This is a genomic window from Mesorhizobium sp. UC74_2, assembly GCF_042701485.1.
Taxonomy (GTDB): domain Bacteria; phylum Pseudomonadota; class Alphaproteobacteria; order Rhizobiales; family Rhizobiaceae; genus Mesorhizobium.
In genome coordinates this window covers 2664521-2686530 of the sequence record NZ_CP170562.1, presented here as the reverse complement: position 1 = coordinate 2686530, position 22010 = coordinate 2664521, and the positions used below count along the sequence as shown (strand labels likewise).

The 22010-nt window shown below is 61.4% G+C and carries 22 protein-coding genes and 2 pseudogenes; 19 read left to right on the top strand and 5 right to left on the bottom strand.

Features of this window, described 5'->3' with window-relative positions:
• Positions 1 to 45 precede the first annotated feature (45 nt).
• Both argS and ACFJIU_RS12985 read left to right on the top strand, forming a co-directional pair.
• Positions 46 to 1803 (top strand): arginine--tRNA ligase, encoded by a 1758-nt coding sequence (gene argS / locus ACFJIU_RS12990; protein ID WP_379072039.1) that lies wholly within the window; start codon positions 46 to 48, stop codon positions 1801 to 1803.
• A 102-nt stretch (positions 1804 to 1905) separates the two neighbouring features.
• Positions 1906 to 4953, top strand: coding sequence for an SPOR domain-containing protein (locus ACFJIU_RS12985; RefSeq protein WP_379072036.1), 3048 nt, complete (start codon positions 1906 to 1908; stop codon positions 4951 to 4953).
• A 129-nt stretch (positions 4954 to 5082) separates the two neighbouring features.
• On the opposite strand, the gene ACFJIU_RS12980 is transcribed toward ACFJIU_RS12985, so the two are convergent.
• Positions 5083 to 5736 (bottom strand): CGNR zinc finger domain-containing protein, encoded by a 654-nt coding sequence (locus ACFJIU_RS12980; protein ID WP_379072033.1) that lies wholly within the window; start codon positions 5734 to 5736, stop codon positions 5083 to 5085.
• 100 nt (positions 5737 to 5836) lie between these two features.
• Here ACFJIU_RS12980 and ACFJIU_RS12975 point away from each other — a divergent pair, with 100 nt between their 5' ends.
• A complete protein-coding gene (locus ACFJIU_RS12975) occupies positions 5837 to 6202 on the top strand; it encodes a hypothetical protein (protein ID WP_379072030.1) in 366 nt (121 codons plus the stop codon).
• Complete coding sequence (locus tag ACFJIU_RS12970; protein WP_379072028.1) at positions 6202 to 6801, top strand: YdeI family protein; 600 nt, start codon at positions 6202 to 6204, stop codon at positions 6799 to 6801. The genes ACFJIU_RS12975 and ACFJIU_RS12970 overlap by 1 nt, the downstream gene beginning before the upstream one ends.
• A gap of 47 nt (positions 6802 to 6848) precedes the next feature.
• Here ACFJIU_RS12970 and cml read toward each other — a convergent pair whose 3' ends face one another.
• Positions 6849 to 8045, bottom strand: a complete 1197-nt coding sequence (gene cml, locus ACFJIU_RS12965) for a CmlA/FloR family chloramphenicol efflux MFS transporter (RefSeq protein WP_379072025.1) — start codon at positions 8043 to 8045, stop codon at positions 6849 to 6851.
• 339 nt (positions 8046 to 8384) lie between these two features.
• Between cml and ACFJIU_RS12960 the strand changes: the two genes are divergently transcribed.
• The 3 genes from ACFJIU_RS12960 (at position 8385) to ACFJIU_RS12950 (ending at position 10552) form a co-directional block, all read left to right on the top strand.
• Positions 8385 to 8705: a DMT family transporter gene (locus ACFJIU_RS12960; protein ID WP_379072022.1), complete on the top strand. Its 321-nt coding sequence runs from the start codon at positions 8385 to 8387 to the stop codon at positions 8703 to 8705.
• A gap of 164 nt (positions 8706 to 8869) precedes the next feature.
• Positions 8870 to 10075 carry an MFS transporter gene (locus ACFJIU_RS12955; RefSeq protein ID WP_379072021.1) on the top strand — a complete coding sequence of 402 codons (1206 nt, stop codon included), beginning with the start codon at positions 8870 to 8872 and terminating at the stop codon, positions 10073 to 10075.
• A 9-nt stretch (positions 10076 to 10084) separates the two neighbouring features.
• Entirely contained in the window at positions 10085 to 10552 is a 468-nt protein-coding gene (locus tag ACFJIU_RS12950) for a hypothetical protein (protein ID WP_379072018.1), read from the top strand.
• Positions 10553 to 10565: 13 nt separating this feature from the next.
• On the opposite strand, the gene ACFJIU_RS12945 is transcribed toward ACFJIU_RS12950, so the two are convergent.
• Positions 10566 to 11387 carry a DMT family transporter gene (locus tag ACFJIU_RS12945; RefSeq protein WP_379072016.1) on the bottom strand — a complete coding sequence of 274 codons (822 nt, stop codon included), beginning with the start codon at positions 11385 to 11387 and terminating at the stop codon, positions 10566 to 10568.
• Between ACFJIU_RS12945 and ACFJIU_RS12940 the strand changes: the two genes are divergently transcribed.
• A complete protein-coding gene (locus ACFJIU_RS12940) occupies positions 11386 to 11508 on the top strand; it encodes a hypothetical protein (protein ID WP_379072013.1) in 123 nt (40 codons plus the stop codon). The genes ACFJIU_RS12945 and ACFJIU_RS12940 overlap by 2 nt on opposite strands.
• Before the next feature lie 52 nt (positions 11509 to 11560).
• On the opposite strand, the gene ACFJIU_RS12935 is transcribed toward ACFJIU_RS12940, so the two are convergent.
• Positions 11561 to 11860, bottom strand: coding sequence for a putative quinol monooxygenase (locus ACFJIU_RS12935; RefSeq protein ID WP_379072010.1), 300 nt, complete (start codon positions 11858 to 11860; stop codon positions 11561 to 11563).
• A 114-nt stretch (positions 11861 to 11974) separates the two neighbouring features.
• On the opposite strand from ACFJIU_RS12935, the pseudogene nagZ reads away from it, so the two are divergent.
• The 6 genes and pseudogenes from nagZ to tatC all read left to right on the top strand — a co-directional run bounded on the left by nagZ (position 11975) and on the right by tatC (position 16692).
• Positions 11975 to 12995, top strand: a pseudogene (gene nagZ, locus ACFJIU_RS12930) (beta-N-acetylhexosaminidase).
• Positions 12996 to 13062: 67 nt separating this feature from the next.
• Positions 13063 to 13860, top strand: a complete 798-nt coding sequence (locus tag ACFJIU_RS12925; protein WP_379073083.1) for a segregation and condensation protein A — start codon at positions 13063 to 13065, stop codon at positions 13858 to 13860.
• Positions 13857 to 14597 (top strand): SMC-Scp complex subunit ScpB, encoded by a 741-nt coding sequence (gene scpB / locus ACFJIU_RS12920; RefSeq protein ID WP_379072007.1) that lies wholly within the window; start codon positions 13857 to 13859, stop codon positions 14595 to 14597. Before ACFJIU_RS12925 ends, scpB begins: the two co-directional genes overlap by 4 nt.
• A 178-nt stretch (positions 14598 to 14775) precedes the next feature.
• Positions 14776 to 14993: pseudogene (locus ACFJIU_RS12915) on the top strand (twin-arginine translocase TatA/TatE family subunit).
• Positions 14994 to 15145: 152 nt separating this feature from the next.
• Complete coding sequence (gene tatB / locus ACFJIU_RS12910; RefSeq protein WP_379073082.1) at positions 15146 to 15823, top strand: Sec-independent protein translocase protein TatB; 678 nt, start codon at positions 15146 to 15148, stop codon at positions 15821 to 15823.
• Positions 15820 to 16692 (top strand): twin-arginine translocase subunit TatC, encoded by an 873-nt coding sequence (gene tatC / locus ACFJIU_RS12905; RefSeq protein WP_379072004.1) that lies wholly within the window; start codon positions 15820 to 15822, stop codon positions 16690 to 16692. The genes tatB and tatC overlap by 4 nt, the downstream gene beginning before the upstream one ends.
• On the opposite strand, the gene ACFJIU_RS12900 is transcribed toward tatC, so the two are convergent.
• Complete coding sequence (locus ACFJIU_RS12900) at positions 16693 to 16866, bottom strand: hypothetical protein (RefSeq protein ID WP_379072001.1); 174 nt, start codon at positions 16864 to 16866, stop codon at positions 16693 to 16695.
• Between the two features lie 59 nt (positions 16867 to 16925).
• Here ACFJIU_RS12900 and ACFJIU_RS12895 point away from each other — a divergent pair, with 59 nt between their 5' ends.
• The 5 genes from ACFJIU_RS12895 (at position 16926) to ACFJIU_RS12875 (ending at position 21969) form a co-directional block, all read left to right on the top strand.
• On the top strand, positions 16926 to 17450 hold the full coding sequence (locus tag ACFJIU_RS12895) for a hypothetical protein (protein ID WP_379071998.1): 525 nt from the start codon (positions 16926 to 16928) through the stop codon (positions 17448 to 17450).
• An 80-nt stretch (positions 17451 to 17530) separates the two neighbouring features.
• On the top strand, positions 17531 to 18835 hold the full coding sequence (gene serS, locus ACFJIU_RS12890; RefSeq protein WP_379071995.1) for a serine--tRNA ligase: 1305 nt from the start codon (positions 17531 to 17533) through the stop codon (positions 18833 to 18835).
• Positions 18835 to 19593, top strand: a complete 759-nt coding sequence (gene surE / locus ACFJIU_RS12885; protein WP_379071992.1) for a 5'/3'-nucleotidase SurE — start codon at positions 18835 to 18837, stop codon at positions 19591 to 19593. The genes serS and surE overlap by 1 nt, the downstream gene beginning before the upstream one ends.
• Positions 19590 to 20240, top strand: a complete 651-nt coding sequence (locus ACFJIU_RS12880; protein ID WP_379071990.1) for a protein-L-isoaspartate(D-aspartate) O-methyltransferase — start codon at positions 19590 to 19592, stop codon at positions 20238 to 20240. Before surE ends, ACFJIU_RS12880 begins: the two co-directional genes overlap by 4 nt.
• Before the next feature lie 136 nt (positions 20241 to 20376).
• The gene (locus tag ACFJIU_RS12875) at positions 20377 to 21969 is read left to right on the top strand and encodes a peptidoglycan DD-metalloendopeptidase family protein (protein ID WP_379071987.1); all 1593 of its coding nucleotides are present in this window, start codon (positions 20377 to 20379) and stop codon (positions 21967 to 21969) included.
• Positions 21970 to 22010: the final 41 nt, after the last annotated feature.

Here is a 22010-nt window from a genome sequence, read left to right as displayed (position 1 = left end):
CCGGCCAATGACCGGTTCTTCTTGCATAAACGTTGAGCAGTTTTCATGAACATCTTCGCCGACTTCACCGCGCGGGTCATCAGGGCCGTGGAAAGCCTTGATCTGAAAGACAAAGATGGCGGCGTGCTCGATCTTGGCCGCATCGCGGTCGAACCGCCGCGTGACGCGAGCCATGGCGACCTTGCGACCAATGCCGCGATGGTGCTGGCCAAACCTGCCGGACAGAATCCGCGCGCACTGGCTGAGCGCATCGTCGAAGCGCTGCGCAACGACGCGGATGTCACCAGCGCGGAAGTCGCTGGACCGGGCTTCGTCAACCTCAGGCTCACCGACGCATTCTGGCACCGGCATCTCACTGGTCTGGTCGCCGAGGGGCAGAACTATGGTCGCTCGAAGATCGGCGACGGCCTCTCGGTCAATGTCGAATATGTCTCGGCCAATCCGACCGGGCCTATGCATGTCGGCCATACGCGCGGCGCCGTCGTCGGCGACACGCTGGCCAACCTGCTCGCCTTTGCCGGTTACAAGGTGACCAAGGAATATGTGATCAACGACGCCGGCGTGCAGATCGATGTGCTCGGCCGCTCAGCCTTCCTGCGCTACCGTGAGGCTCTGGGCGACGACATCGGCGAGATCCCCTCCGGCCTTTACCCCGGCGATTATCTGGTGCCGGTTGGTCAGGCACTGGCCAACGAATTTGGCCGCAATCTCTTGCAGATGCCGGAAGATGAAGCGCTGGCGATCGTCAAGGATCGCACGATCGATGCCATGATGGTGATGATCAAGGAAGATCTCGCGCTGCTCAACGTGCATCACGATGTCTTCTTCTCCGAGCGGACGTTGCATGCCGACAGCGCCAAGGCGATCCGTGCGGCGATTGCCGATCTGACGCTCAAGGGACATATCTACAAGGGTAAGCTGCCTCCTCCCAAGGGTGAAAAACCCGACGATTGGGAAGACCGCGAGCAGACGCTGTTCCGCTCGACGGCGGTCGGGGATGACATGGACCGTGCGCTGGTCAAGTCGGACGGTTCCTTCACCTACTTCGCTGCGGATGTGGCTTATCTGAAGGACAAGGTCGACCGCGGTTTCGATGAGCTGATTTATGTGCTCGGTGCCGATCACGCCGGTTACGTCAAGCGGCTGGAGGCCCTGGCGAAAGCTGTGACGGATGGCAAGGTCAAGCTCACCGTGCTGCTGTGCCAACTGGTCAAGCTGTTCCGCGATGGCGAACCCGTTCGCATGTCGAAGCGCTCGGGCGATTTCATCACACTTCGCGAAGTGGTCGAGGAAGTCGGCCGCGATCCCGTGCGCTTCATGATGCTCTACCGCAAGAGCGATGCACCGCTCGACTTCGACTTCGCCAAGGTAACCGAGCAGTCGAAAGACAACCCTGTGTTCTATGTGCAGTATGCCACCGCACGTTGCCATTCGGTGTTCCGCCAGGCAAAGGAGCAGCTCGGCATTGTCGATCCGTCGCGCCAGCAGCTGTCGGCGGGGCTTGATCTGCTGAAGGATGAAGGTGAGCTTGCGCTGACCAAGAAGCTTGCTGAATATCCGCGCCTGATCGAGCAGGCGGCGCAGTCGCAGGAGCCGCACCGGCTGGCTTTTTACCTGTACGATCTCGCCAGTGGTTTCCACGCACAGTGGAACCGCGGCAATGATCACGTGGACTTACGTTTTGTTAAGGTTAACGACCCACAATTGACCTATGCCAGACTCGGGCTGGTGCAGGCTGTTCTGGACGTATTGTCGTCTGGCCTTGCGTTGATCGGAGCGGATGCCCCGACCGAAATGCGCTAGGTTCGACCGAAAAGCCTGTCACCATTTGCCCACATTGCGCTGGTAGGGGCCAACCTTCCGCGACGTCCATGGCGTCCGATGAGTGCGAGTTCGGGAACGACAATGGCAGACAGAACCCAGGCGCGTGTAGCCAACCACAACGACATCGCAAGTGACGATCCGTTCGCGGAACTGACCCGCATCATGGGCTTTGATCCTCGCGAACCTGTGCAGCGCCAGGCTGCGCCGCAGCCCGTTGCGGGGCCGTCCGAGGACTTCGATATCGACCTCGAAAAGGAGTTGATGGGCGAGTTCGGGGTCTATCAGGAGGAGCCTGTCGCAGCGGTTCAGCCTATGGCCGGCGTTTCGCATCTGGCGGCCGAATCGTATGCAGACAACGGACTGGACGATGACTTCGTGGCTTCGATGGAGCACGAGTTCAATGTCGCCGACCCCGCTGTTCCGGCGATCGCAGGCCCGGTGGAAGACGACGCGCCTGATTTCGATTTCACGGCCGCAGCCGGAAACATGGACGAGCGGGCTTTTGATGCCGTCACGGTCGATGAAGAGATCGTTTCGGAAATCACGCCGACCGGGCAGCAGTTTGAAGACTATGAAGCCGCTATGGGCGACGTTGATTTCGGTGATCTCGATTTCACCGATGAAACGGTACGAGAGCCTGTCGCGGCAGTTGAGCCTGTCGCTGCCGGACAAGTTGCGGTCGAGCCTGTCGCCGAAGTATCGGCAAGCCTCGCGGCCGAACCGGCTGCCGTCGATGATTTCGACAACCATTTCGACACGGCCATTGCCGGTGTCGATATGGATTTCGGCGCGCACGAAGAAGCGCCCGTTGTCGCCGAGGCAGAGGTTGATGCCGATCCGCTGCGCTCCGAGCAGACTTTCATGCCAACGTTCGGTCATCACGCGCAGGCAACGGACGTCGTTGCCGAGAGCGAGCCTGACTTCGACATCGATCTGGACGATGCTTTCACCGACGAGAGCCAGGCCGTGGCGCTGGCTGCCGCCGAGCCCGAGATGGTCGAGCCTGTTGCAATGGCTCCCGAGCCCGTGGCCGAAGTGCCCTCCGTTGCTGCGCAGGACCGCAGTCTGGAAGATGAACTGAACGCGCTGCTGGGGCGCATGACGGCGCGGCCGGCAGCGGCTCCGGCCGCAGAGGTCGAGACCTGGCGCCCGCAATTTGCAGCTTCTCCTGCGATGAGCGAGCCCGAGGTTCCGCATGAGGTCGATGCCGATCTCGACGCTGTGCTGGTTCAGGAGTTTGCAGCGGCCGAAATCGAAGAAGCTCCGCGTGCGGAGGCCGACATCGATTTTGATACCGACGCTTTTGATGCGGCAATGGCCGGTGGCCTGGACACGCTCGACGAGGAACCTTCCGAGCAGATCGAAGACCCTGTCGAAGCATTGAAATGGGCGGCTCCGGCCGCAGCGGTTGCTGCTGCCACCGCGACCTTCGCTCAGCCGATTCGCGCATGGAGCCGCGGTAATCCCGTGGCGCCTTCGGCGCAGCCATACGCGGCTCCTGCACAGCCGTACTCTGCATCCGTGCAGCAGTTCTCTGCGCCGACGCAGCTGACACCGGTTCAGCCGGCGATGCAGATGGAGCCGCGCGTGGCAGAAGCGCCGCAACCGGCCGTTCAAGCCGCTGCTCCGTCCTGGCAGAAGCCTGCGCATCAGGCCGCTGTTCGCGAAGATGTGCCGGATATCGAGACCATGGATGTGCCGGAGCGTGTGGTCGCGCTCGCGGACGATCTCGACATTCCGGAAGTGCCGTTCGAACAGGACAAGCCGGAAAATTCCAATTTCGACGAACTTGACGCCGAATTCTCGACTCTTCTGAACGAGATGCTGCCAGGTGAATCGGCTGCACCTCAGCAGACGGCACAGTATGACGACGACGCCGGCAACGGCTACAAGCGCGACCGTGTCGAGATGCCGGCATATGCCGACTCGCCGCAGGCCGCGGCAGCCGCCGCCGCCTATGCGGATCTCGGCTACCAGGCTTACGATCCTCGTGGCGCTCAGCGTTCCACACCTGCAGCCGGCCAGATCGCCGATGACGGTTTCGACTACGATCCGGATTTCGACGAGAGCATGACCATCCCGGACGCATCTGCTGCCGAACCCAACGAGGCGCCGCGTCGCCGCGGTTTGATGATCGCGGCCCTGGTCGGTGCAGTCGCTGTGGTTGGAGGCATCGGTGCCTTCGCCTTCTCGTTCGGTGGCGGTTCGAGCTCGGAAGCGCCGGCGATCGTCAAGGCCGACAGCCAGCCGATGAAAGTGAAGCCGGAAAATCCCGGTGGCACCGTCATCCCGAACCAGGACAACAAGGTCTATGACGCGGTCGCCAAGGGCGCGCGCCCGGCCAATCCGGTGCAGCCGAAGCTGGTTGCCAATGCCGAGGAACCGGTCGATGTCGTAGCCAAGGAGCAAGCCGCTCAGGCTGAGCGCACTGCTGCCTTCTCAGGAACAGACGACAGTGAAGGCGGGGCACAGAATGCCGCGCAGCAGCCGGTCAAGTCGGAAGACCGCGTTGCCCAGGTCGCACAGGAGAACGCAGGCACGCAGGAAGGTGCGCTGGTAACACCGCGCAAGGTCCGTACCATGGTGGTCAAGCCCGATGGCACGCTTGCACCGCGTGAAGAGCCGGCCCTCGCTCCGGTTGCCGCTTCCGAACCGACTGACCCGACGCCGCAGCGTGTTGGCCAGGATCAGACCGGCACTGTGCCGCAAGCTGCCGAACCTGTGCTGAAGCCGGCCAAGCCGAGCACCGTCGCTGCAACGCCGTCCGCTGCTCCGGTTGTCCCGCAGCGTCCGTCCGACCAGCCGGTCGATATCGCCGGTGAGGTCAAGCCGCAGGCACAGCAGCAGGTTGCTGCGGCGCAGCAGCAGGCTCCGGCCGCCGCAGCATCTGGCTGGTCGATGCAGATCGCATCGCAGCCGAGTGTCGAGGGCGCGCAGTCGACTTATCAGGACCTGGCTCGTCGCTATTCGAATGTGCTGGCTGGGCGCAGCGCCAACATTGTGAAGGCAGACGTTGCCGGTAAAGGCACCTTCTACCGGGTACGCGTCATGGCGCAGTCCCGTGAAGACGCCATCAAGCTGTGCACCAGCTACAAGGCGGCCGGTGGCAACTGCTTCGTTTCGAAGTAGGCAGGACAAACGTTTCAACAAGAACGGCGCGGCCTTTGCCGCGCCGTTTGCTTTTTGAAGAAATCCTTGTTCCGTTCCCACGACTTTGCCGGCAGCCAAGCCCCGACGTCAGCGGTTCCTTGACGGGGTTCATTTCACTCGCCTTGCACAGTAGGCGCGGCGCACACGCTCGCGATTGCCGCACAGGTCGCTGGCGCACCAGATACGGGAGCGGTTGTTGGTGTGATCGATGAAAATCGCCCGGCAGTCCTTCGCATGACAGGTCCCCAGCCTGCCGAGGTCCTCCGAAACCAGCAATGACGAAAGTGTCCACAGAACGGGCCATAGCGGCTCGGCGAGGTTTTGGCCCGGCAGATCGTAGGTGGCTTCTCCCGTCCCTCGCATTTTCTGCAGCCGGGGTGGGGAGGTGAGGTATGCGAGATAGGTGTTGATCAAGGGCAGTAATGGCGAAAGGTCGCCATTTGCCTGTGCCGTTTCAGCGAGCTGGCGGATGACGCTGCGCAGCGCCAGCGCGTCCGCCAGCGCTTTGGCGGCGTCTAAGGGCGCCGTACGTGCCCGCCGCCGCAGCTTTTCTCCCGTCGCCGAGGGCATCGTACCGCGTGCCACGCTCCAGCCGACAAGTGCGTCGTAGTCGGCGATCAGGTCGCGTTCTTTTGGCGTACCGGTCAGATCGATCGTGTTGACGAAATCCAGACACAGGGTGCCTGCGATAAAGCGGTGCGGCCAGACCGGTTCTGCAGGCACATGAACCTCTTTTGTCAGGATGATTGCCTCGATCGGCACTCAATTCTTGCTAACGCCTGGAGCCATTAGTAGCGTGGAGGTGCGGCCTGGGCAACCGGCGCGCTACTGCCCTTGGACGCGATGCTCAATGGAGGAAGTCATGACGCAGGCAAGCCTGATGACGCAGATCGTGCGCGTTTGGCGCGGCAGCACTCCGGCCAGTCGCGCCGACGATTATGAAGCCTACCTCTATGCGGAAGGTCTTCCGGATCTGAAGGAATATACCGTCGGCGTGCAGATGCTGCGGCGGGATCGTGCGAGCGAAAGCGATTTTGTCGTCATGTCCTTCTGGAAGGACATTCCGTCCATGTCGCGTTTCGCCGGCAGCGATCCCACGAAGATCAGGCACCTTGAGCGGGATGAGGAATTCCTGACCAATTTGCCCGAGACGGTCGAGATCTTTGAAGTGAAGGCCAGCACGCTGCCGACGCCGTTGACGCTTGCCTATTCGGCCAAGGCGCACTGATGGCGCCGGTTTTCGTTGACCCCGCGAAGGTATGTGAGTTCCCGGACGCAGACAGTTTCTATCGCTGGCTTGCCCAAAATCATTCCGGTGAAACGGAGGTCTGGATCAAGATCCACAAGGTCGGTTCGGGATTGCCCTCGATCACACCGCTTGAGGCCATCGACGTCGTCCTGTGCTGGGGCTGGATCGATGCCATCCGCAAGGGGTTGGACAAGACCAGCTATCTGCAGCGCTACACGCCACGCGGCAGGAAAAGCATCTGGAGCCAGATCAATGTCGACAATGTCGCTCGACTGATCGAGGAAGGGCGCATGACGGAGCATGGTCTGCGTGAGGTGGATGCCGCCAAGTCCGACGGACGATGGGCCAACGCCTACAGTGGCAGCAAGAACTTGACGGTTCCCGAAGACCTGCGGGCCGCTATCGACGCCGAGCCATTGGCGCGCGAAATGTTTGCCAAATTGAGTTCGCAGAATCGCTTCGCGCTCGTGTTCCGCATCCACAATTTGAAGACGGAGGCCGGCCGCAGGAAAAAGGTCGCGGAATTCGTGGCGATGCTGATGCGCGGCGAGACCATCTACCCGCAGAGCAGGAAGTGACGGTTCTCCCGCAGGGCGACGGCGCGCCACGCGGGAGAGGGATGTCATCAGCGTGACCGGTCCTGATCGCGATGCATGGTCAGCGCTGTCAGCACGATTGTCGCCATGACGACCATGTAAGCCACGAGTGGCCAGGCCGTGTTGCCGTCGAATGCCAGCACAGCCAATGTGCCGCCGACGCCGACGATCAGGCTTTCGATGCAGAAGTACAGTGCCACGGCCGTTCCCGCGCGATCACCGAAATCGGCCAGCGCGCCATTTGCCGTCACCGCGCCGGTGAACACGATGCCGATAGCCGCTACCCACATCGGCAGGATGAAGGTGACGAAGGACGGTTCGACGAATATTTGCCCGAGGCCAAGGATCAATGCCGCTGCCAGCAGCAGCACCATGCCACGTTTCGTGCATCCGGGAATGCCCCAGCGGGTCACGAAACGCCTGGCGAAGCGCGTCGTCACAATCATGATGCCGGCGACGGTGGCAAACGCGAGGCTGAACACCAGTTCCGAGTAACCGGCCTGGGCAATCAGCACGCGCGGCGCCGTCGAGAAGAACACGAAGAAGCTTCCCATCGCGGCGCTGAAGGCCAGCGTATACGTCCAGAATGCCGGGCTGCGCAGTATGGGCAGTATCGCGGGGGCAGTCTTCGTGATCGCTGCCGGCCGGGTTTCATGCCACCGCACAAACGCATTGGCGACGGCTGGCAGCGCCAGCAGGCCCAGCGCGACAAACACGGCGCGCCAACCGCCCTGGCTGGCGATCAAGGCGCCGAGGATCGGTCCAAGTGCCGGAATGAAGGCCAGCATGGCGCTGAAAAGGCTGTAGATGACAGTGCCTTCCGGCCGCTCGGCATAGACATCGCGCACCGTGGCGAAGGTGGCGACCAGCGCGGCCGATGCTCCGACAGCCTGCAACAGACGCAGGCCGAGGAACAGCGCTCCGGTCGTTGTCGTAGCGAGGGCGAAGGAAGCGGCTGCAAACAGCATGGCGCCGCCAAGCAGTACCGGCCGGCGACCAATACGGTCAGAGAGGGGTCCGAACACGATCTGGCCTGCGCCGAGCAGGACCATATAGAGGCTGAGCGTCAGCTGGATAAGGGCAGGGCTCGTGTTCAGCTTTTGGGGCATCGCAGGGACGACGGGCAGATAGATGTCCATCGCCAGCGAGGCGAGAAGGTCGAAAGGGGCCATCAGCAGCAGCGCCGCCGGCAGGCCATGGGCCCATACGGGATTGTTCTTAGACATGATAAAGGGTCCGCTCAAAAAAGGGTTCGAGCAGCGCCTGTCAGTCAGTCCGGTCGATCGGCTGGGAGTGGACAGCACGCCGCAACAACGAAAGCGTCGTTGCGGCCTATCTGTCTGATTGCGGTAAGGCTCCCATGCCGGTGCTCCGATGATGATCGCGAAGAGCGGCGTTTAGCACCCCGTCTCGTGCAGGGCAACGCGGTTTGGCAGGCGCATGGCAGCCATGCGCCGCAAGCCATTGCCCTGATGCCGAAAAACCTTAAATTAGAGCCAGAGGACGACCTCCCCAGCTTGGGAAAGAATGTCCGGGACGGCCCGGCTCTCCAAAGGAGGGTCGTCATGGCCTGGGTTTATCTCATAGTCGCCGGACTGCTGGAAGTCGTCTGGGCCTTTTCGATGAAGAAGTCGGAAGGTTTCACCGTGCTCACCCCTACCATCATCACCATCGTCATGATGATCGCGAGTTTCGGGCTGTTGTCGATTGCCATGAAGACGTTGCCGCTTGGCACGGCTTACACGATCTGGACCGGCATCGGGGCCGTCGGCGCCTTCGCCGTTGGCGTGATGGTGCTGGGCGAAGCAATGACGCCGATGCGTGTGCTGGCCGCCGTCCTCATCGTCAGCGGCCTTGTCCTGATGAAGCTGTCGAGCAGCCACTAACCCGGACCGCGGTTGCTGTCAGGTCATGGCAGCTATCATCGTGTCCGAAAAAGAAAACCTCGTCCAATGTGTCGGCGGTCTCCGGCCCGGAACGTCATTTTGATGACGGCGGGCCGGTGGTCGGCACGCCTTCGGCAGTTTCCTGCTTTGGGAGGCGGACGGATATGGGTACTTCTTATCGTTGGGTGATCGTCGCAGCAGGTGCGCTGATGACCTGTGTCGCGCTGGGCGCGATGTTTTCCCTCGCGATCTTCCTCGAGCCGATCTCGGTCGACACCAACTGGTCGCGAGCCGGCATTTCCAGCGCCATGACGCTGAATTTCCTGGTCATGGGCGTTGGCGGCTTCATGTGGGGCGCCGCGACCGATCGGTTCGGCCCACGCATCGTGGTGCTGATCGGCGCGGTTCTGCTCGGGCTCGCTCTGGTTCTGGCAAGCCAGGTGCATTCATTGCTGATCTTTCAGGGTATCTACGGCGTGTTGGTCGGATTGGCGGCAAGTGCCTTTTTCGCGCCGATGATCGTCGCCACAACGGCATGGTTCGACAAACATCGCAGCCTGGCGGTTTCGCTGGTCTCAGCCGGCATGGGCGTGGCGCCGATGACGATTTCGCCCTTCGCGCGCTGGCTGATCACAGCCTACGACTGGCGTACCGCCATGTTCTGCATAGGCGTGATGTCCTGGGTATTGCTCGTGCCGGCGGCCCTTCTGGTGCGGCGTGCGCCGGACGGACTCGCCGCCGACGGCGAGGGTGGAACCGTTGCCGGCGACAGCAACGGCATGACCGTTGGCCAGGCATTAAAGTCCACGCAGTTCCTGGTTCTGGGGCTGACGTTCTTTGCCTGCTGCATGGCGCATTCCGGTCCGATCTTCCACATGGTCAGCTATGCCATGGCCTGCGGGGTGGCGCCGATGGCAGCCGTCTCCATCTATAGCGTCGAAGGTCTGGCAGGCCTCGGCGGCCGTGTAATATTCGGTGTCCTTGGCGATCGGCTCGGCGTCAAGCCGGTCCTGATTGCCGGCTTGCTCATCCAGTCCGTCGTCATCGCAGCCTATCTGATGGTCAGCACACTCGGCGAGTTTTACACCCTGGCGCTGATTTTCGGCGGTACCTATGGCGGCGTCATGCCGCTCTATGCCGTGCTGGCGCGTGATTATTTCGGGCCACGTATCCTGGGCACCGTCTTCGGCGCGGCAACCATGCTCTCCTGTATCGGAATGGCCTTTGGTCCGCTGGCCGGCGGCTGGGTCTATGACGCCTATGCGAGCTATTCGTGGCTGTTCATCGGTTCTGCGATCGTTGGTCTGGGCGCCGTGGCCATCGCTCTGGCGTTTCCACCGCAGCCGAGACAACAGCTGCAGTCCGCATGAGGCTGGATCGTGTTTCAGGTCCATGCAGACAACCTGGAAAGCTATTTCGAGTTCGACCCTCGACGGCGGGGCGAACTCGAAGCAGTCGACGGCTTGATCCGTCGTGCGGCTCCAGGACTTCTCCGGTATTTTCATCATGGCACGCCGGCTGGCGAGGCCGGCATGCGTTTGCAGATGATCGGCTATGGCCAGTTCCGCTATGCGGTCGGGGGCGAAAAACAGGTACTATGGCCAGTGATCGGGCTGGCGCTGCAGAAGAACTACATCAGCCTCTATTGTGCAATCACCGTCGACGGACGTCCTATCGTGGCGCTCTATGCCGGTCGGCTCGGCGCGCTTCGCGCCGGGCGCAACAATTTCAGCTTTGAGCGCTTTTCCGATCTCGATGCCGATACATTGGAAAAGCTTGTCACTCGCAGCGCTGAAATCTTCGAGGCCGAGCCCGACAACCCCGTTCGCTACAAACAAGGTGCATAGCGGCCGAACACCGTCAGTTTCGGCTTCGCGCCATAGATCCTGACAGCATTGGCCAACCGAGGTTGACTGCCAGCCCAGCCAGAAGAATGAGAACCAGCCCGGCGCCTTGCGTGAGCGTGATCGAGCGCCCGAAGACGGCCAGATCCGTGATCAGCGCGGCAGCAGGATTGAAAAAGGCACCAGCCGCGATCACCGGGGTTGGTAGCTTGGGATATGCGGAATAGAGCAGGACGTACACAATACCCGTATGGATGAGGCCGAGGCCCGCCAGCCAACCCCACATCGGCAAGCCGCCGGTGAGTGTTGCGGTCCCCACGAACGGGGTGAAGGCAACAAGACCGATCATGCAATGCAGCGTGCTCAGCACATCCGGCTTGACCGATTTGACGGCGCGGGTGGTCAGGGTTGTCGCCGCATAGAACAGCGACGCCAAAACTGCCAGGCCGACACCGATCAGCCAGTCCCGGTCTGCCTGCATGGCGCCGATCTTGGGCAGGATGGTCAGCACCAGGCCCATGAACGCGATCGCGATCCAGCCGAGTTTGTCGCGCGACAGCGTTTCCCCGAGAAACAGGCCGGCGATCAGCACGATCCAGAACGGCTGCAGATGATAGATGATGGTCGCAAAGCCGATCGAGGTGCGGTTGAATGCCTCGAACAGTGCCAGCCAGTTGATGACGAGGCACAGTCCACTGATCAGGATCAGTGGCCATTGCCGCCTGGCTATACGGAAGTAATCGCTGCAACCGCCACGAAAGCAGACCCAGGCGAACAACACGACCGCGCCGAACAGGCAGCGGAAGAAAACAACATTGAACGTGGGCTGGCCGGACATGATCGAGAACAATCCCGATGTCCCGGACAATGCCATGCCGGCCGATAGCATGATGGTGGGGCGAGCGAGATCGTTTTTCATCGTCGTCTGGTTCTGGACAGGCATCATCTACGTGGCATAAGGCCAGTGTGCCAATCGGGCTGGACGCCTCTTCTATCAGGCCAGGCGACGGGCTACGTCGCCCGTGCTTCACCGATCTCGTAGACGAGGAGGTTGCGGTCAACGATGCCGAGTTGCGCCCAGGTCGCCCGCCAGGCCCTGATGTGGTCGGAAGCAAAATGGGCGTCTAGCGAAGCCTGGTCGAGCCAGATTTCCTTGACGTGGATACGCCCGGCAACCAGCACATCCTCGGCATAGGAATATTCGAGGCAACCTGCTTCAACGCGGCTGGCGAGGATCATGCGCTCCATCACCGGGCGCGCTTCGGCCAGTTTTTCGGGCGGTAGGCGGACAGTGCCGATGATCAGAAGCATGTTTGGAAGCCTTGGACGTGTTGTTTTGGCATCTTATGCAGCCCGGCAGTCGTCCAGATTGCGGCCGTTCGGCCCGAGATTCCCTTGGCCTGCCGAAAGCTCTAGACTCTGGCCATGACCGAATCACAGACCCTCATCCTCGGCTGCGCCGGAACATCTCTCACCCGTGAGGAAAAGAGCTTCTATCGGAGCGAATGTCCATGGGGCTTCATCCTGTTTGCCCGCAACATTTCCGAGCCGGAACAGATCCGCGATCTCGTGGCCGAGATGCGCGATTGCATCGGCCGGCCGCAGGCGCCGGTGTTTATCGACCAGGAGGGCGGGCGCGTGCAGCGGCTGCGGCCGCCTCTGGCACCGAACTATCCGGCCGGCGCGGCGTTTGGCGCATTGTACCGGGAAAATGAAGAGGCCGGGCTGCGCGCCGCCTGGCTGCTTGCCCGGCTGCATGCTTTCGATCTCCTGCGCTACGGCATAACCGCCGACTGCCTGCCGGTGCTGGATGTGCCGGTGGAGGGCGCCAACGACGTCATCGGCGCGCGCGCCTATGCCAAGGACCCTTCGATCGTCACCGCGCTTGGCCGTGCCGCCGCCGAAGGTCTGATGTCGGGTGGCGTCATCCCCGTCATGAAGCATATTCCCGGCCATGGCCGTGCCTTCGCCGACACGCATCTCGAGTTGCCGACGGTGACAACGTCACTGAAAGAGCTGCGCAGGCATGATTTCGCCCCATTCCAGGCGCTCAACCACCTGCCGATGGCGATGACCGCGCATGTCATCTTCAGCGCGGTCGATCCCAACAATCCGGCGACCACCTCCGGCAAGGTCGTGGAGGAAATTATCCGCGGCGAGATCGGTTTTGACGGGCTCCTGCGTGTCGGATGACACGTCCATGAAGGCACTTTCTGGGGATTTCCAGACAAAGGCCGCCTCGATCCTTGCGGCGGGCGTCGATCTGGTCCTTCACTGCAACGGGGTCATGGAAGAAATGATGGCCGTGGCTTCACGGGCGAAACCTCTGGAAGGCAAGGCGCTGGAGCGGGCCAATCGGGCACTCGCTTCGGTCAAGGGACATGACGACAAGGACGAGGCCGAACTGCGCGCCGAGTTCGCGGATTATTTCGAGGCGGTCGCGTAACCGCATGGAGTGAAAAAGAGGCAAGGTGGCGGAACTCGCGGAGAAAAGGGCCGGCAAGGCCGCGCCGATGGACCGCCTCTGGACTGAGGGTGACGGCGATCGCGTCACCGGAGATCCCGAGCTGGTCGTCGACGTCGCCGGTTTCGAAGGACCGCTCGACCTTCTCCTCCATCTTGCCCGCAACCAGAAGGTCGATCTCGCACGCATCTCGATCCTGGCGCTGGCCGAGCAGTATCTGGCCTTCGTCGAGAAGGTGAGGGCGCTGCGCCTCGAACTTGCCGCCGACTATCTGGTGATGGCAGCGTGGCTCGCATTCCTCAAGTCGAAGCTGCTAATTCCCAAGCAGCCAGGCGAGGAGGGGGAGAGCGGCGAGGAGATGGCGGCGGTGCTGCAGTTTCGACTGCGACGCCTCGAAGCCATGCGAGATGCGGCCGCACGTCTTGTCAACCGCAACCGGCTCGGCCGCGATGTTTTCCAGCGTGGCATCCCGGAGATGGTCATCGTCGAGAAGCGCAACGAATACTCTGCGACGCTCTACGATTTGCTCACCGCCTATGCCGGTCAGCGTCAGCGTCAGGCGATTTCCAATGTGCGCATCGCCAAGCGCGGGGTCTGGTCGCTCAAGGAAGCGCGCACCATCCTTGCCCGGCTGATCGGTACGTCGGCGGACTGGACAGCGCTGGACAGCTTCCTGATCGAATATCTGGCGAGTCCGGCGGAAAAGCGCACTGCCATGGCGTCTTCCTTTGCGGCGACATTGGAACTTGTGCGCGAAGGCAGCATGGAAATGCGCCAGGATGAGGTGTTCGCCCCACTTTATCTGCGTGGGCGCCAGCGCGCGAAGGCAGTCGAGGTCGTGCAATGAACGAAAGCAGCAACGCTTCGGTCATCCCCTTCGCGGTGGAAGACGGGGAGGAAGCGGTCTCGGTAAAGAATCCGGCGGAACGTCTCCATCAGGCCGAGGCCGTGCGCATGGCCGAGGCAATCGTCTTTGCCAGTGCCGAGCCTGTAACCGAGAAGCAGCTCGCCCAGCGCTTGCCCGACGGTGTCGACGTTGCGGCAGCGATGGTGGAACTGCAGGACATCTATTCGCGCCGCGGCGTCAACCTGGTGCGTGTCGGCGATAGTTGGGCCTTCCGCACCGCAGGCGATCTCGCTTTCCTGATGAGCCGGGATTCGGTCCAGCAGAAGAAGCTGTCGCGCGCGGCGCTCGAGGTGCTGGCCATCATCGCGTACCATCAGCCGGTCACGCGCGCTGAAATCGAGGACATCCGCGGCGTCGAAACCTCCAAGGGCACGCTGGACACGCTGCTGGAGACGGAGTGGATCCGCATGCGTGGCCGGCGCAAGACCCCGGGCCGACCTGTCACCTATGGCACCACCGACAAGTTCCTCGACCATTTCGCTCTGGAGGAAATCCGCGATCTGCCGGGCATCGAAGAACTCAAGGGGGCTGGTCTGCTTTCCACTCGCATGCCGGCCAATTTCTCGGTACCGCTGCCGCCGGCCGATCCCGACGAGTTGACCGAGGACGAGGATCCGCTGACCGACATCGATCTTGAAGAGCTTGGCCTTCTGACGCCGCGCGTCACGGAAGAGTGATTGGTCACCACCGGGAAACCGGTTCATGCGCTGTTTGGTAGCGGCCTATTTCCGGATGCGCCCAACAAATCCGGCTGACAATTGGCCGCACGTGATAGAAGCTGTCGCGGTTCCGTTTGAATCCGGATGCGAAAACGCATAGATCAGCGGCAGGGAAACAGTTCAAGAGAGAAAAACAATGGGTTCCTTTTCGATTTGGCACTGGCTGATCGTGCTGGTCATCGTGCTCCTGGTGTTGGCCGGGGCAAGATTCCGGAGCTGATGGGCGACATGGCCAAGGGCATCAAGAGCTTCAAGAAGGGCATGGCCGACGATGAAGCCGATGATTCCCGTACCGTCGAGCACCGCGCCGACGAGACCGTCTCGAACATGAAGGAAAAGGCTGGCAAGAGCTGAGCCAGAATTTTCCGGAGACGCCGTCAGGCACTGGAGCGGTTCCGTTTCTTCACGGAAGCGCGGAAACGCTCAGGTCCTTTGTTTGTATGCAATTCCGGACGCAAAACCGCTGTGCACTTTTGCTGGAATTGCTCTAGTCGGAACCGATAGTGATGTTCGAAGTCGGCTGGACCGAGATGTTGGTGATCGCGATCGTCATGATCGTGGTCGTCGGCCCGAAGGATTTGCCGAATATGTTGCGCACCTTCGGCCGCACAGTGGCCAAGTTGCGTGCCATGGCGGGTGATTTCCAGAAGCAGTTCAACGAAGCGCTGAAGGAAGCCGAACTCGACGACGTCAAGAAATCGGTCGACGAGCTGCGCAGCCTCAATCCGGCCGCGCAAATCCGCAAGCAGCTCAATCCGTTCGAGCAAGCCGCTGCCGACGTGCGCTCCGGTGTCGACAACATGATGAAACCGAAACCGGCGGAAGATCCGGCGGCACCGGCAGCCGCTGAGCCGCAGGCGGCGGAGCCTCTGAAGAATGGCGCCACTGTTCTGCCGGGGGTGAATGGCCCGGAGACCATGCCGGCGGCACCTGTCGTTCCGGTGACGGAGCCTGCTGCCGCTGCCGTGGCTTCTGCAACGCCTGCAAAACGCAAGTCCGCCGCCAAACCGGCAAAGGCGGCCGTTGCTGGTGCGGCCAAGCCGGTCGCGACAAAGGCTGCCGATCCGAAGGTTGGAACCAAACCTGTTGCGAAAGCTCCTGCAGCCAAGGCGCCTGTGAAACCCGCGAAAGCGCTATCCGCTGCAAAAGCACCTGCAAAGAAGACGGCGAGGACCGCCAAGTGAGTGTTTCGGAACAGGATGAGATCGACAAGTCGTCGGCTCCGCTCATCGAGCATCTGATCGAGTTGCGTCGCCGGCTCATCTGGTCGATTGCAGGCTTCTTTGTCGCCTTCCGCGTCTGCTTCTTCTTCGCCAAGAAGCTGTTCAACCTGCTCGTCGTGCCATTCAAATGGGCGACGCAGTGGGCCGGCCTCGATCCGCACAAGGTCGAGTTGATCTATACCGCGCCGCAGGAGTTCTTTTTCACGCAGGTCAAGCTCGCCATGTTTGGCGGCATGGTCATCGCGTTCCCGCTGATCGCGACGCAGATCTACAAATTCATAGCGCCTGGTCTCTATAAGAACGAACGTGCAGCCTTTCTGCCGTTCCTCATCGCTTCGCCGATCCTGTTCCTGATGGGCGCGGCGTTGGTTTATTTCTTTTTTACACCCATGGTGATGTGGTTCTTCCTCGCCATGCAGCAGGCGGGCACCGACAGCGAGGTGCAGATTTCGCTGTTGCCCAAGGTTTCGGAATATCTCAGCCTCATCATGACGCTGATCTTCTCCTTCGGCCTGGTCTTCCAGTTGCCGGTGGTGACCAGCCTGATGACGCGCGTCGGGCTTTTGTCCTCACAAGCATTGGTCGATAAGCGCCGCTGGGCAATCGTCATCGCTTTTGTGGTTGCTGCGGTGCTCACGCCGCCCGATCCGCTCAGCCAGATCGGTCTGGCACTGCCCACCATCATCCTCTACGAGGTCGCGATCATCACCTCGCGCATGATCGAGAAGAGCCAGAAACGCGAAAAACTTGCGCGCGAGAAAGAAGAGGCAACCGCTTCTGCCGAGGCTCAGTCTTCCGAGACATCGACGGATTCCGCGCCGCAATCCTGATCAGACCTGCCAATTGCCGCGTTTTCCGGATTGCGGCAATTGGTGAGGTTTCGTTAGCAAAATTCCCTCATCCTGCGACGGACCGAATGATGCTGTCGCACGAGACATGATGTCCTGTGCCTGATTTCCGGTGTTCTGCTTCATGACGAGCGGCTGCATCAGCGAGATCGCCATGCTTTCGACTATTGCACTCAACCAGGTTTTCGTCGCTTTTCCTGCAGATCGCCCCCATTGTGCCGCGTTCGCAGAAAGCTGTGGCTGTCGGAGATAAGATTCTCGAGGCGCTTCACAACGATCCACCCCGGAAGGATACACGCAGCAGCGAACTGCCAATGCAGGTTCGTGCCAAAGCCGTCGAAGCCATGTTCAGCGTGAACAGCCTTGATGTGACCGCGCTGAAGGTGTCGCTCATCGAGCGCGCCGGTCAGGAACTCGGCGTCAAACAATCCGACTACGCTTCAACGCGGGAGTACGGCGCTGCCTTGCAGCAGGCCTTTGCCTCATTGCAGCGGAGCCCGAACGCCTACCTTGTCATCAAGGAGATCGAAAAGAAGCTTGGATTGGATGAGATCGGAATCTCCTTGGAGGATCTGATCAATGCGATCGCAGATCCGGATGGCAAGGGGAACGAAAAGCTCAACAACGCCCTGGATATCTATGTGCATGGAATTGTCGACCGTGACTGCAACGGGGCGGCTTCCGGCGACAAAACTCCTGCCACCCATCCGCTGGACGAGATCGGCATCTACAGGCGCTGAGACTGGCACCCGGTCGTCCCGCCCTTGCATCCTGCGCCGAGGAGAGTTACCCCACGGCTCCCTCTTCAGGATGGATGGACATGCTCGATATCAGATGGATTCGCGAAAACCCGCAGGCCCTTGTCGAAGCGCTGGTGAAGCGCTCGTGGTCGCAGGCTGACGCCCAGTCCACTGTCGACGACATCATCGCTACGGACGAAGCCCGTCGTGCCCATCTCGGCCGGCTGCAGGAGGCACAGGAGCGTCGCAATACGGCGTCCAAAGAGATCGGCAGAGCGCTCAGCACGAAGGATGCCGAGCTGGCTGAAAAGCTGAAGGCTGAAGTCGCCGAGATCAAAAGCTTCATACAGGGTGGTGAAGCCGAGGAACGCCGGCTCGACGAGGCACTCGAAAGTATCCTCGCCGTCATTCCGAACGTGCCGCTCGACGACGTGCCTGTCGGCAGGGACGAGCACGACAATGTCGAGGTGCACAAGATCGGCAAGGTTGCGACGCGACCGAACTGGGTCAAGGAGCATTTCGAGGTTGGCGAGGCGCTGGGCCTGATGGATTTCGAGCGCGCCGCCAAGCTGTCGGGTTCGCGCTTCACCATTTTGCGAGGCCAGTTGGCGAGGCTCGATCGTGCGCTCGGCCAGTTCATGCTCGACCTGCACACGACCGAGCATGGCTACACGGAGGTGCAGCCGCCGCTTCTGGTACGCGACGAAGTGCTTTTCGGCACCAACCAGCTACCGAAATTTGAAGAGGATCTGTTCTTCACCCCGCATGGCGAGAGCAGGCTTGGCCTTATCCCGACGGCAGAGGTGCCGCTGACCAACCTGGTGCGCGAGGAGATCGTTGCGCATGACAGATTGCCGTTGCGCCTCACCGCACTGACGCCCTGCTTCCGTTCGGAGGCTGGTTCCGCCGGTCGCGACACGCGCGGCATGCTGCGCCAGCACCAGTTCTACAAGGTCGAACTGGTTTCGATCACCGATCAGGAAACGTCGATCGCAGAACATCTGCGCATGACGCAGTGCGCAGAAGAAGTGCTCAAGCGGCTTGAATTGCCGTTCCGCACCGTGGCGCTGTGCACCGGTGACATGGGTTTTGGGGCGCGCAAGACCTACGATATCGAGGTCTGGCTGCCCGGGCAGAACGCCTATCGCGAAATCTCGTCCTGTTCGGTCTGTGGCGATTTCCAGGCCCGGCGCATGAACGCCCGCTACAAGGATCGTGAGGGCAAGGGTAACCTGTTCGTCCACACGCTGAACGGATCGGGCGTCGCCGTTGGACGCGCACTGATTGCCGTCATCGAAAATTACCAGAACGAGGACGGCAGCGTAACCATTCCTGAAGTCCTCAAGCCCTACATGGGCGGCTTGGAAAGAATCGAATCGAACTAATGCGCATTCTTCTGACCAATGACGACGGCATCCATGCCGAGGGACTTGCGTCGCTCGAACGCATCGCCCGCACGCTTTCCGACGACGTGTGGGTGGTGGCTCCAGAGACCGACCAGTCCGGCTATGCGCATTCGCTATCGATTTCCGAACCGCTGCGCCTGCGCAAGATCGGCGAGAGGCATTATGCCGTGCGCGGTACGCCGACCGACTGCGTCATCATGGGCGCGCGCAAGATTCTGCCCGAACTGCCGGATCTTATTCTGTCGGGCGTCAATTCCGGCGCCAACATTGCCGACGATGTCACCTATTCCGGCACCGTTGCCGGAGCCATGGAGGGCACGCTGCTTGGCGTGCGTTCCATCGCCATCAGCCAGGCCTATTCATATGTCGGCGAGGACCGCGTCGTTCCCTATGAGACGACCGAGGCGCTGGCCCCGGCATTGTTGAAGAAGCTGATTGCCACGCCCTTGCCGGAGGGCGTGCTGCTCAACGTCAATTTTCCGAATTGCACGCCAGCCGAGGTCGAAGGCACCGTGGTGACGTCGCAAGGCAAGCTGGTGCACTCGCTATGGGTGGATGAGCGTCGCGATGGCCGCGGCCTGCCATACTACTGGCTGCGCTTCGGGCGCGAGCCTGCGGAAGGCAAGACTGGCACCGATCTGCACGCCATGCGCAACAGACTGGTATCGGTGACGCCGCTTCACCTCGACCTGACCGCTTATGAAATTCGAGACCAACTGACGAAGGCGCTTGCATGATCGGTTCCGACGAACGCGAAGGGTTTGCCGCCTTTCTGCTTCGCCTGCGTGGCAAGGGTTCTGTTCCGAAACCGCTGATCGCCGCCTTCGAAGCGACGCCGCGGCATGCATTCATCTCGGGCCAGTTCCATTCCATCGCCTGGACTGACCGCATGCTGCCGATCGAATGTGGTGAGGCGATGGAAGGGGCCGACCTTCAGGCTGCCGTCATCACCGCGCTCAACATCGAGCCCGGCAATCGTGTGCTGGAGATCGGCACGGGCTCAGGTTTCACCGCGGCGGTCATGTCGCGGTTGGCCGCGCGGGTGGTCACTGTCGACCGCTACAAGTCTCTTATCGAGCTCGCCAAGCAGCGCTTCGAGGCGCTGGGCATCGCCAACGTGTTCGCGCGCCACGCGGACGGCTCCAACGGTCTCGTCAATGAAGGACCATTCGACCGGATCATTGTCTGGGCAGCCTTCGATTCGCTACCGCGTTTTCTGCTCGACCAACTCTCCAGCGGTGGTACCGTGATCGCGCCGATCGGACCGGAGGAGGGGGAGCAGGTGCTGGCCAAGCTGCTCAAGGTTGGCAGCCGCTTCGAGCGAGAGGACATCGGCACGGTGCGCTTCCAGTCGATCCTGCCGGGCGTTGCAGCCTTTATCTGATCAGCGCCACGCGCTGCCCCGATCCGGACAAACATTTTAAGAAAAATTTCGACGGATTCTAACGGCTTAACCGACCAGTAACATTAACGCGCTTTAATCCGGGTCAGTGAGTACCGGGTAAGTGCGGGTTATTGCGATGCGGCTCAAATCCTTGAAGGCAAACAAGCGCAATCTGACGCGTGGCTGCGCCATGTTGCTGGTCATCGGCGCGGTTTCTGGATGCAGTTCCCAGGTTGCCCGCTTCGGTGGCGTCGATACGATGGCGACAGCTTCGACCGACAATCAGCGTTCGATCATCTCCAAGCAGGCGGCTGCCCAGCCTTATCCAGGTGATCCGCAGTATCAGGCTTCCAACGCCAATTACTCGCGCTCTTCGGTTGCCCGCTCGAGCCTGCAGCCGGTTTCGTCGCAACCGCTGCCGACAGTCGCGCAGGCCACTGCTCCCGCGGTCAACAAGGCGCGCGCCGCAGCCGAGCCCGTCATCGCACAAGGGCAGGCCAAGGTGTCGAAGGTCGATCAGACCGTGACCGGCGGCATCAATCAGCTGCAGGCGCCGATCAATTCGACCATTGCCAATGCGCAGGCCTCCGCCGAGGAAGTGAAGGGCTGGTCGCGCGCTGGCGGCACTCAGATCACTGCACGCGAAGGCGAGACGGTCTACAACCTCTCGCGCCGTTACGGCGTGCCGGCCGACGTCATCATGAAGACCAATGGCCTGGCCTCCGCCGATGGCCTGAAGAGCGGGCAGAAACTCGTCATCCCGACTTATGTCTACACCAACAAGGCTCCGGTTTCCGCACCCGACAACGATCCGAATGTTGCCGATGCGAAGTCGTCGCGCGGTACCAACGCGCCTGCCAACAAAGTGCCGCTGCCGGGCAATGCGCCTGCCGAGAAAGTGGCCGTGTTGCCGCAGCAGCCGAAGGTTAAGGAGGGCAAGGCTGCTGCTCTGGTCGATGCATCCGCCGCTGCCAGCGATCCGAAGGCAAAGCCAGCCAAGGAAGCTCAGGTCGCTGCAGCGCAGCCGAAGGCGGGCGCCGGTGGCTACACCGTCCAGCAGGGCGACACGTTGTCTTCGATCGCCCGCAAGACCGGGGTTTCGACCACCGCGCTGAAGCAGGCCAACGGTATGCAGGATGGCCTGCTGCGCATTGGCCAGACGCTGAAGGTTCCGGCAGCTGGCACCGCGCCTGCTGCGGCCGTGGCGGCAGCAAAGCCCGTCGCACCGGTCGACCCGGTCAAGACTGCGTCGATCCCTGCGCCGGAGAAGCCGAGCGCGACGCTTGCCACATACACGCCGCCGAAGAAGGACCAGAAGGTCATTCAGCAGGCCGAAAGCGAAGCTGCGGAAGCGCCGGACTCCACTGGCATTGGCAAGATGCGCTGGCCGGTGCGCGGTCGTGTCATCTCCGGCTACAAGTCGGGAGCAGGCGGTATCGACATAGCAGTTCCGGAAGGCACGCCTATCAAGGCTGCTGAGAACGGCGTCGTCATCTACGCCGGCGACGGGTTGAAGGAATTCGGCAACACGGTGCTTGTACGTCACGAAGATGGGCTGGTCACGGTCTACGGTCATGCCTCTTCGCTGGAGGTGCAGCGTGGCCAGAAGGTCAAGCGTGGCCAGGAGATCGCCCGTTCCGGCATGAGCGGTACCACCGACGCGCCGAAGCTGCATTTTGAGGTGCGCAAGAATTCGTCGCCGGTCGATCCGCAGACGTTCCTCGAGTAGGTCGGGCTCGAATAGAAGAACAAGAAGATTACGGGTCGTCG

Excerpts from the sequence above, each read along its gene's own strand:
- ACFJIU_RS12900 (WP_379072001.1), bottom strand. The coding sequence starts at position 16,866 with ATGGCGATCTCGCTGATGCAGCCGCTCGTCATGAAGCAGAACACCGGA.
- ACFJIU_RS12925 (WP_379073083.1), top strand. The coding sequence starts at position 13,063 with ATGGACCGCCTCTGGACTGAGGGTGACGGCGATCGCGTCACCGGAGAT.
- surE (WP_379071992.1), top strand. The coding sequence starts at position 18,835 with ATGCGCATTCTTCTGACCAATGACGACGGCATCCATGCCGAGGGACTT.
- ACFJIU_RS12940 (WP_379072013.1), top strand. The coding sequence starts at position 11,386 with ATGATCGAGAACAATCCCGATGTCCCGGACAATGCCATGCCGGCCGAT.
- argS (WP_379072039.1), top strand. The coding sequence starts at position 46 with ATGAACATCTTCGCCGACTTCACCGCGCGGGTCATCAGGGCCGTGGAA.
- ACFJIU_RS12975 (WP_379072030.1), top strand. The coding sequence starts at position 5,837 with ATGACGCAGGCAAGCCTGATGACGCAGATCGTGCGCGTTTGGCGCGGC.
- ACFJIU_RS12955 (WP_379072021.1), top strand. The coding sequence starts at position 8,870 with ATGGGTACTTCTTATCGTTGGGTGATCGTCGCAGCAGGTGCGCTGATG.
- tatB (WP_379073082.1), top strand. The coding sequence starts at position 15,146 with ATGTTCGAAGTCGGCTGGACCGAGATGTTGGTGATCGCGATCGTCATG.
- ACFJIU_RS12880 (WP_379071990.1), top strand. The coding sequence starts at position 19,590 with ATGATCGGTTCCGACGAACGCGAAGGGTTTGCCGCCTTTCTGCTTCGC.
- ACFJIU_RS12935 (WP_379072010.1), bottom strand. The coding sequence starts at position 11,860 with ATGCTTCTGATCATCGGCACTGTCCGCCTACCGCCCGAAAAACTGGCC.
- cml (WP_379072025.1), bottom strand. The coding sequence starts at position 8,045 with ATGTCTAAGAACAATCCCGTATGGGCCCATGGCCTGCCGGCGGCGCTG.
- scpB (WP_379072007.1), top strand. The coding sequence starts at position 13,857 with ATGAACGAAAGCAGCAACGCTTCGGTCATCCCCTTCGCGGTGGAAGAC.
- ACFJIU_RS12945 (WP_379072016.1), bottom strand. The coding sequence starts at position 11,387 with ATGTCCGGCCAGCCCACGTTCAATGTTGTTTTCTTCCGCTGCCTGTTC.
- ACFJIU_RS12970 (WP_379072028.1), top strand. The coding sequence starts at position 6,202 with ATGGCGCCGGTTTTCGTTGACCCCGCGAAGGTATGTGAGTTCCCGGAC.
- ACFJIU_RS12985 (WP_379072036.1), top strand. The coding sequence starts at position 1,906 with ATGGCAGACAGAACCCAGGCGCGTGTAGCCAACCACAACGACATCGCA.
- ACFJIU_RS12960 (WP_379072022.1), top strand. The coding sequence starts at position 8,385 with ATGGCCTGGGTTTATCTCATAGTCGCCGGACTGCTGGAAGTCGTCTGG.
- ACFJIU_RS12875 (WP_379071987.1), top strand. The coding sequence starts at position 20,377 with ATGCGGCTCAAATCCTTGAAGGCAAACAAGCGCAATCTGACGCGTGGC.
- serS (WP_379071995.1), top strand. The coding sequence starts at position 17,531 with ATGCTCGATATCAGATGGATTCGCGAAAACCCGCAGGCCCTTGTCGAA.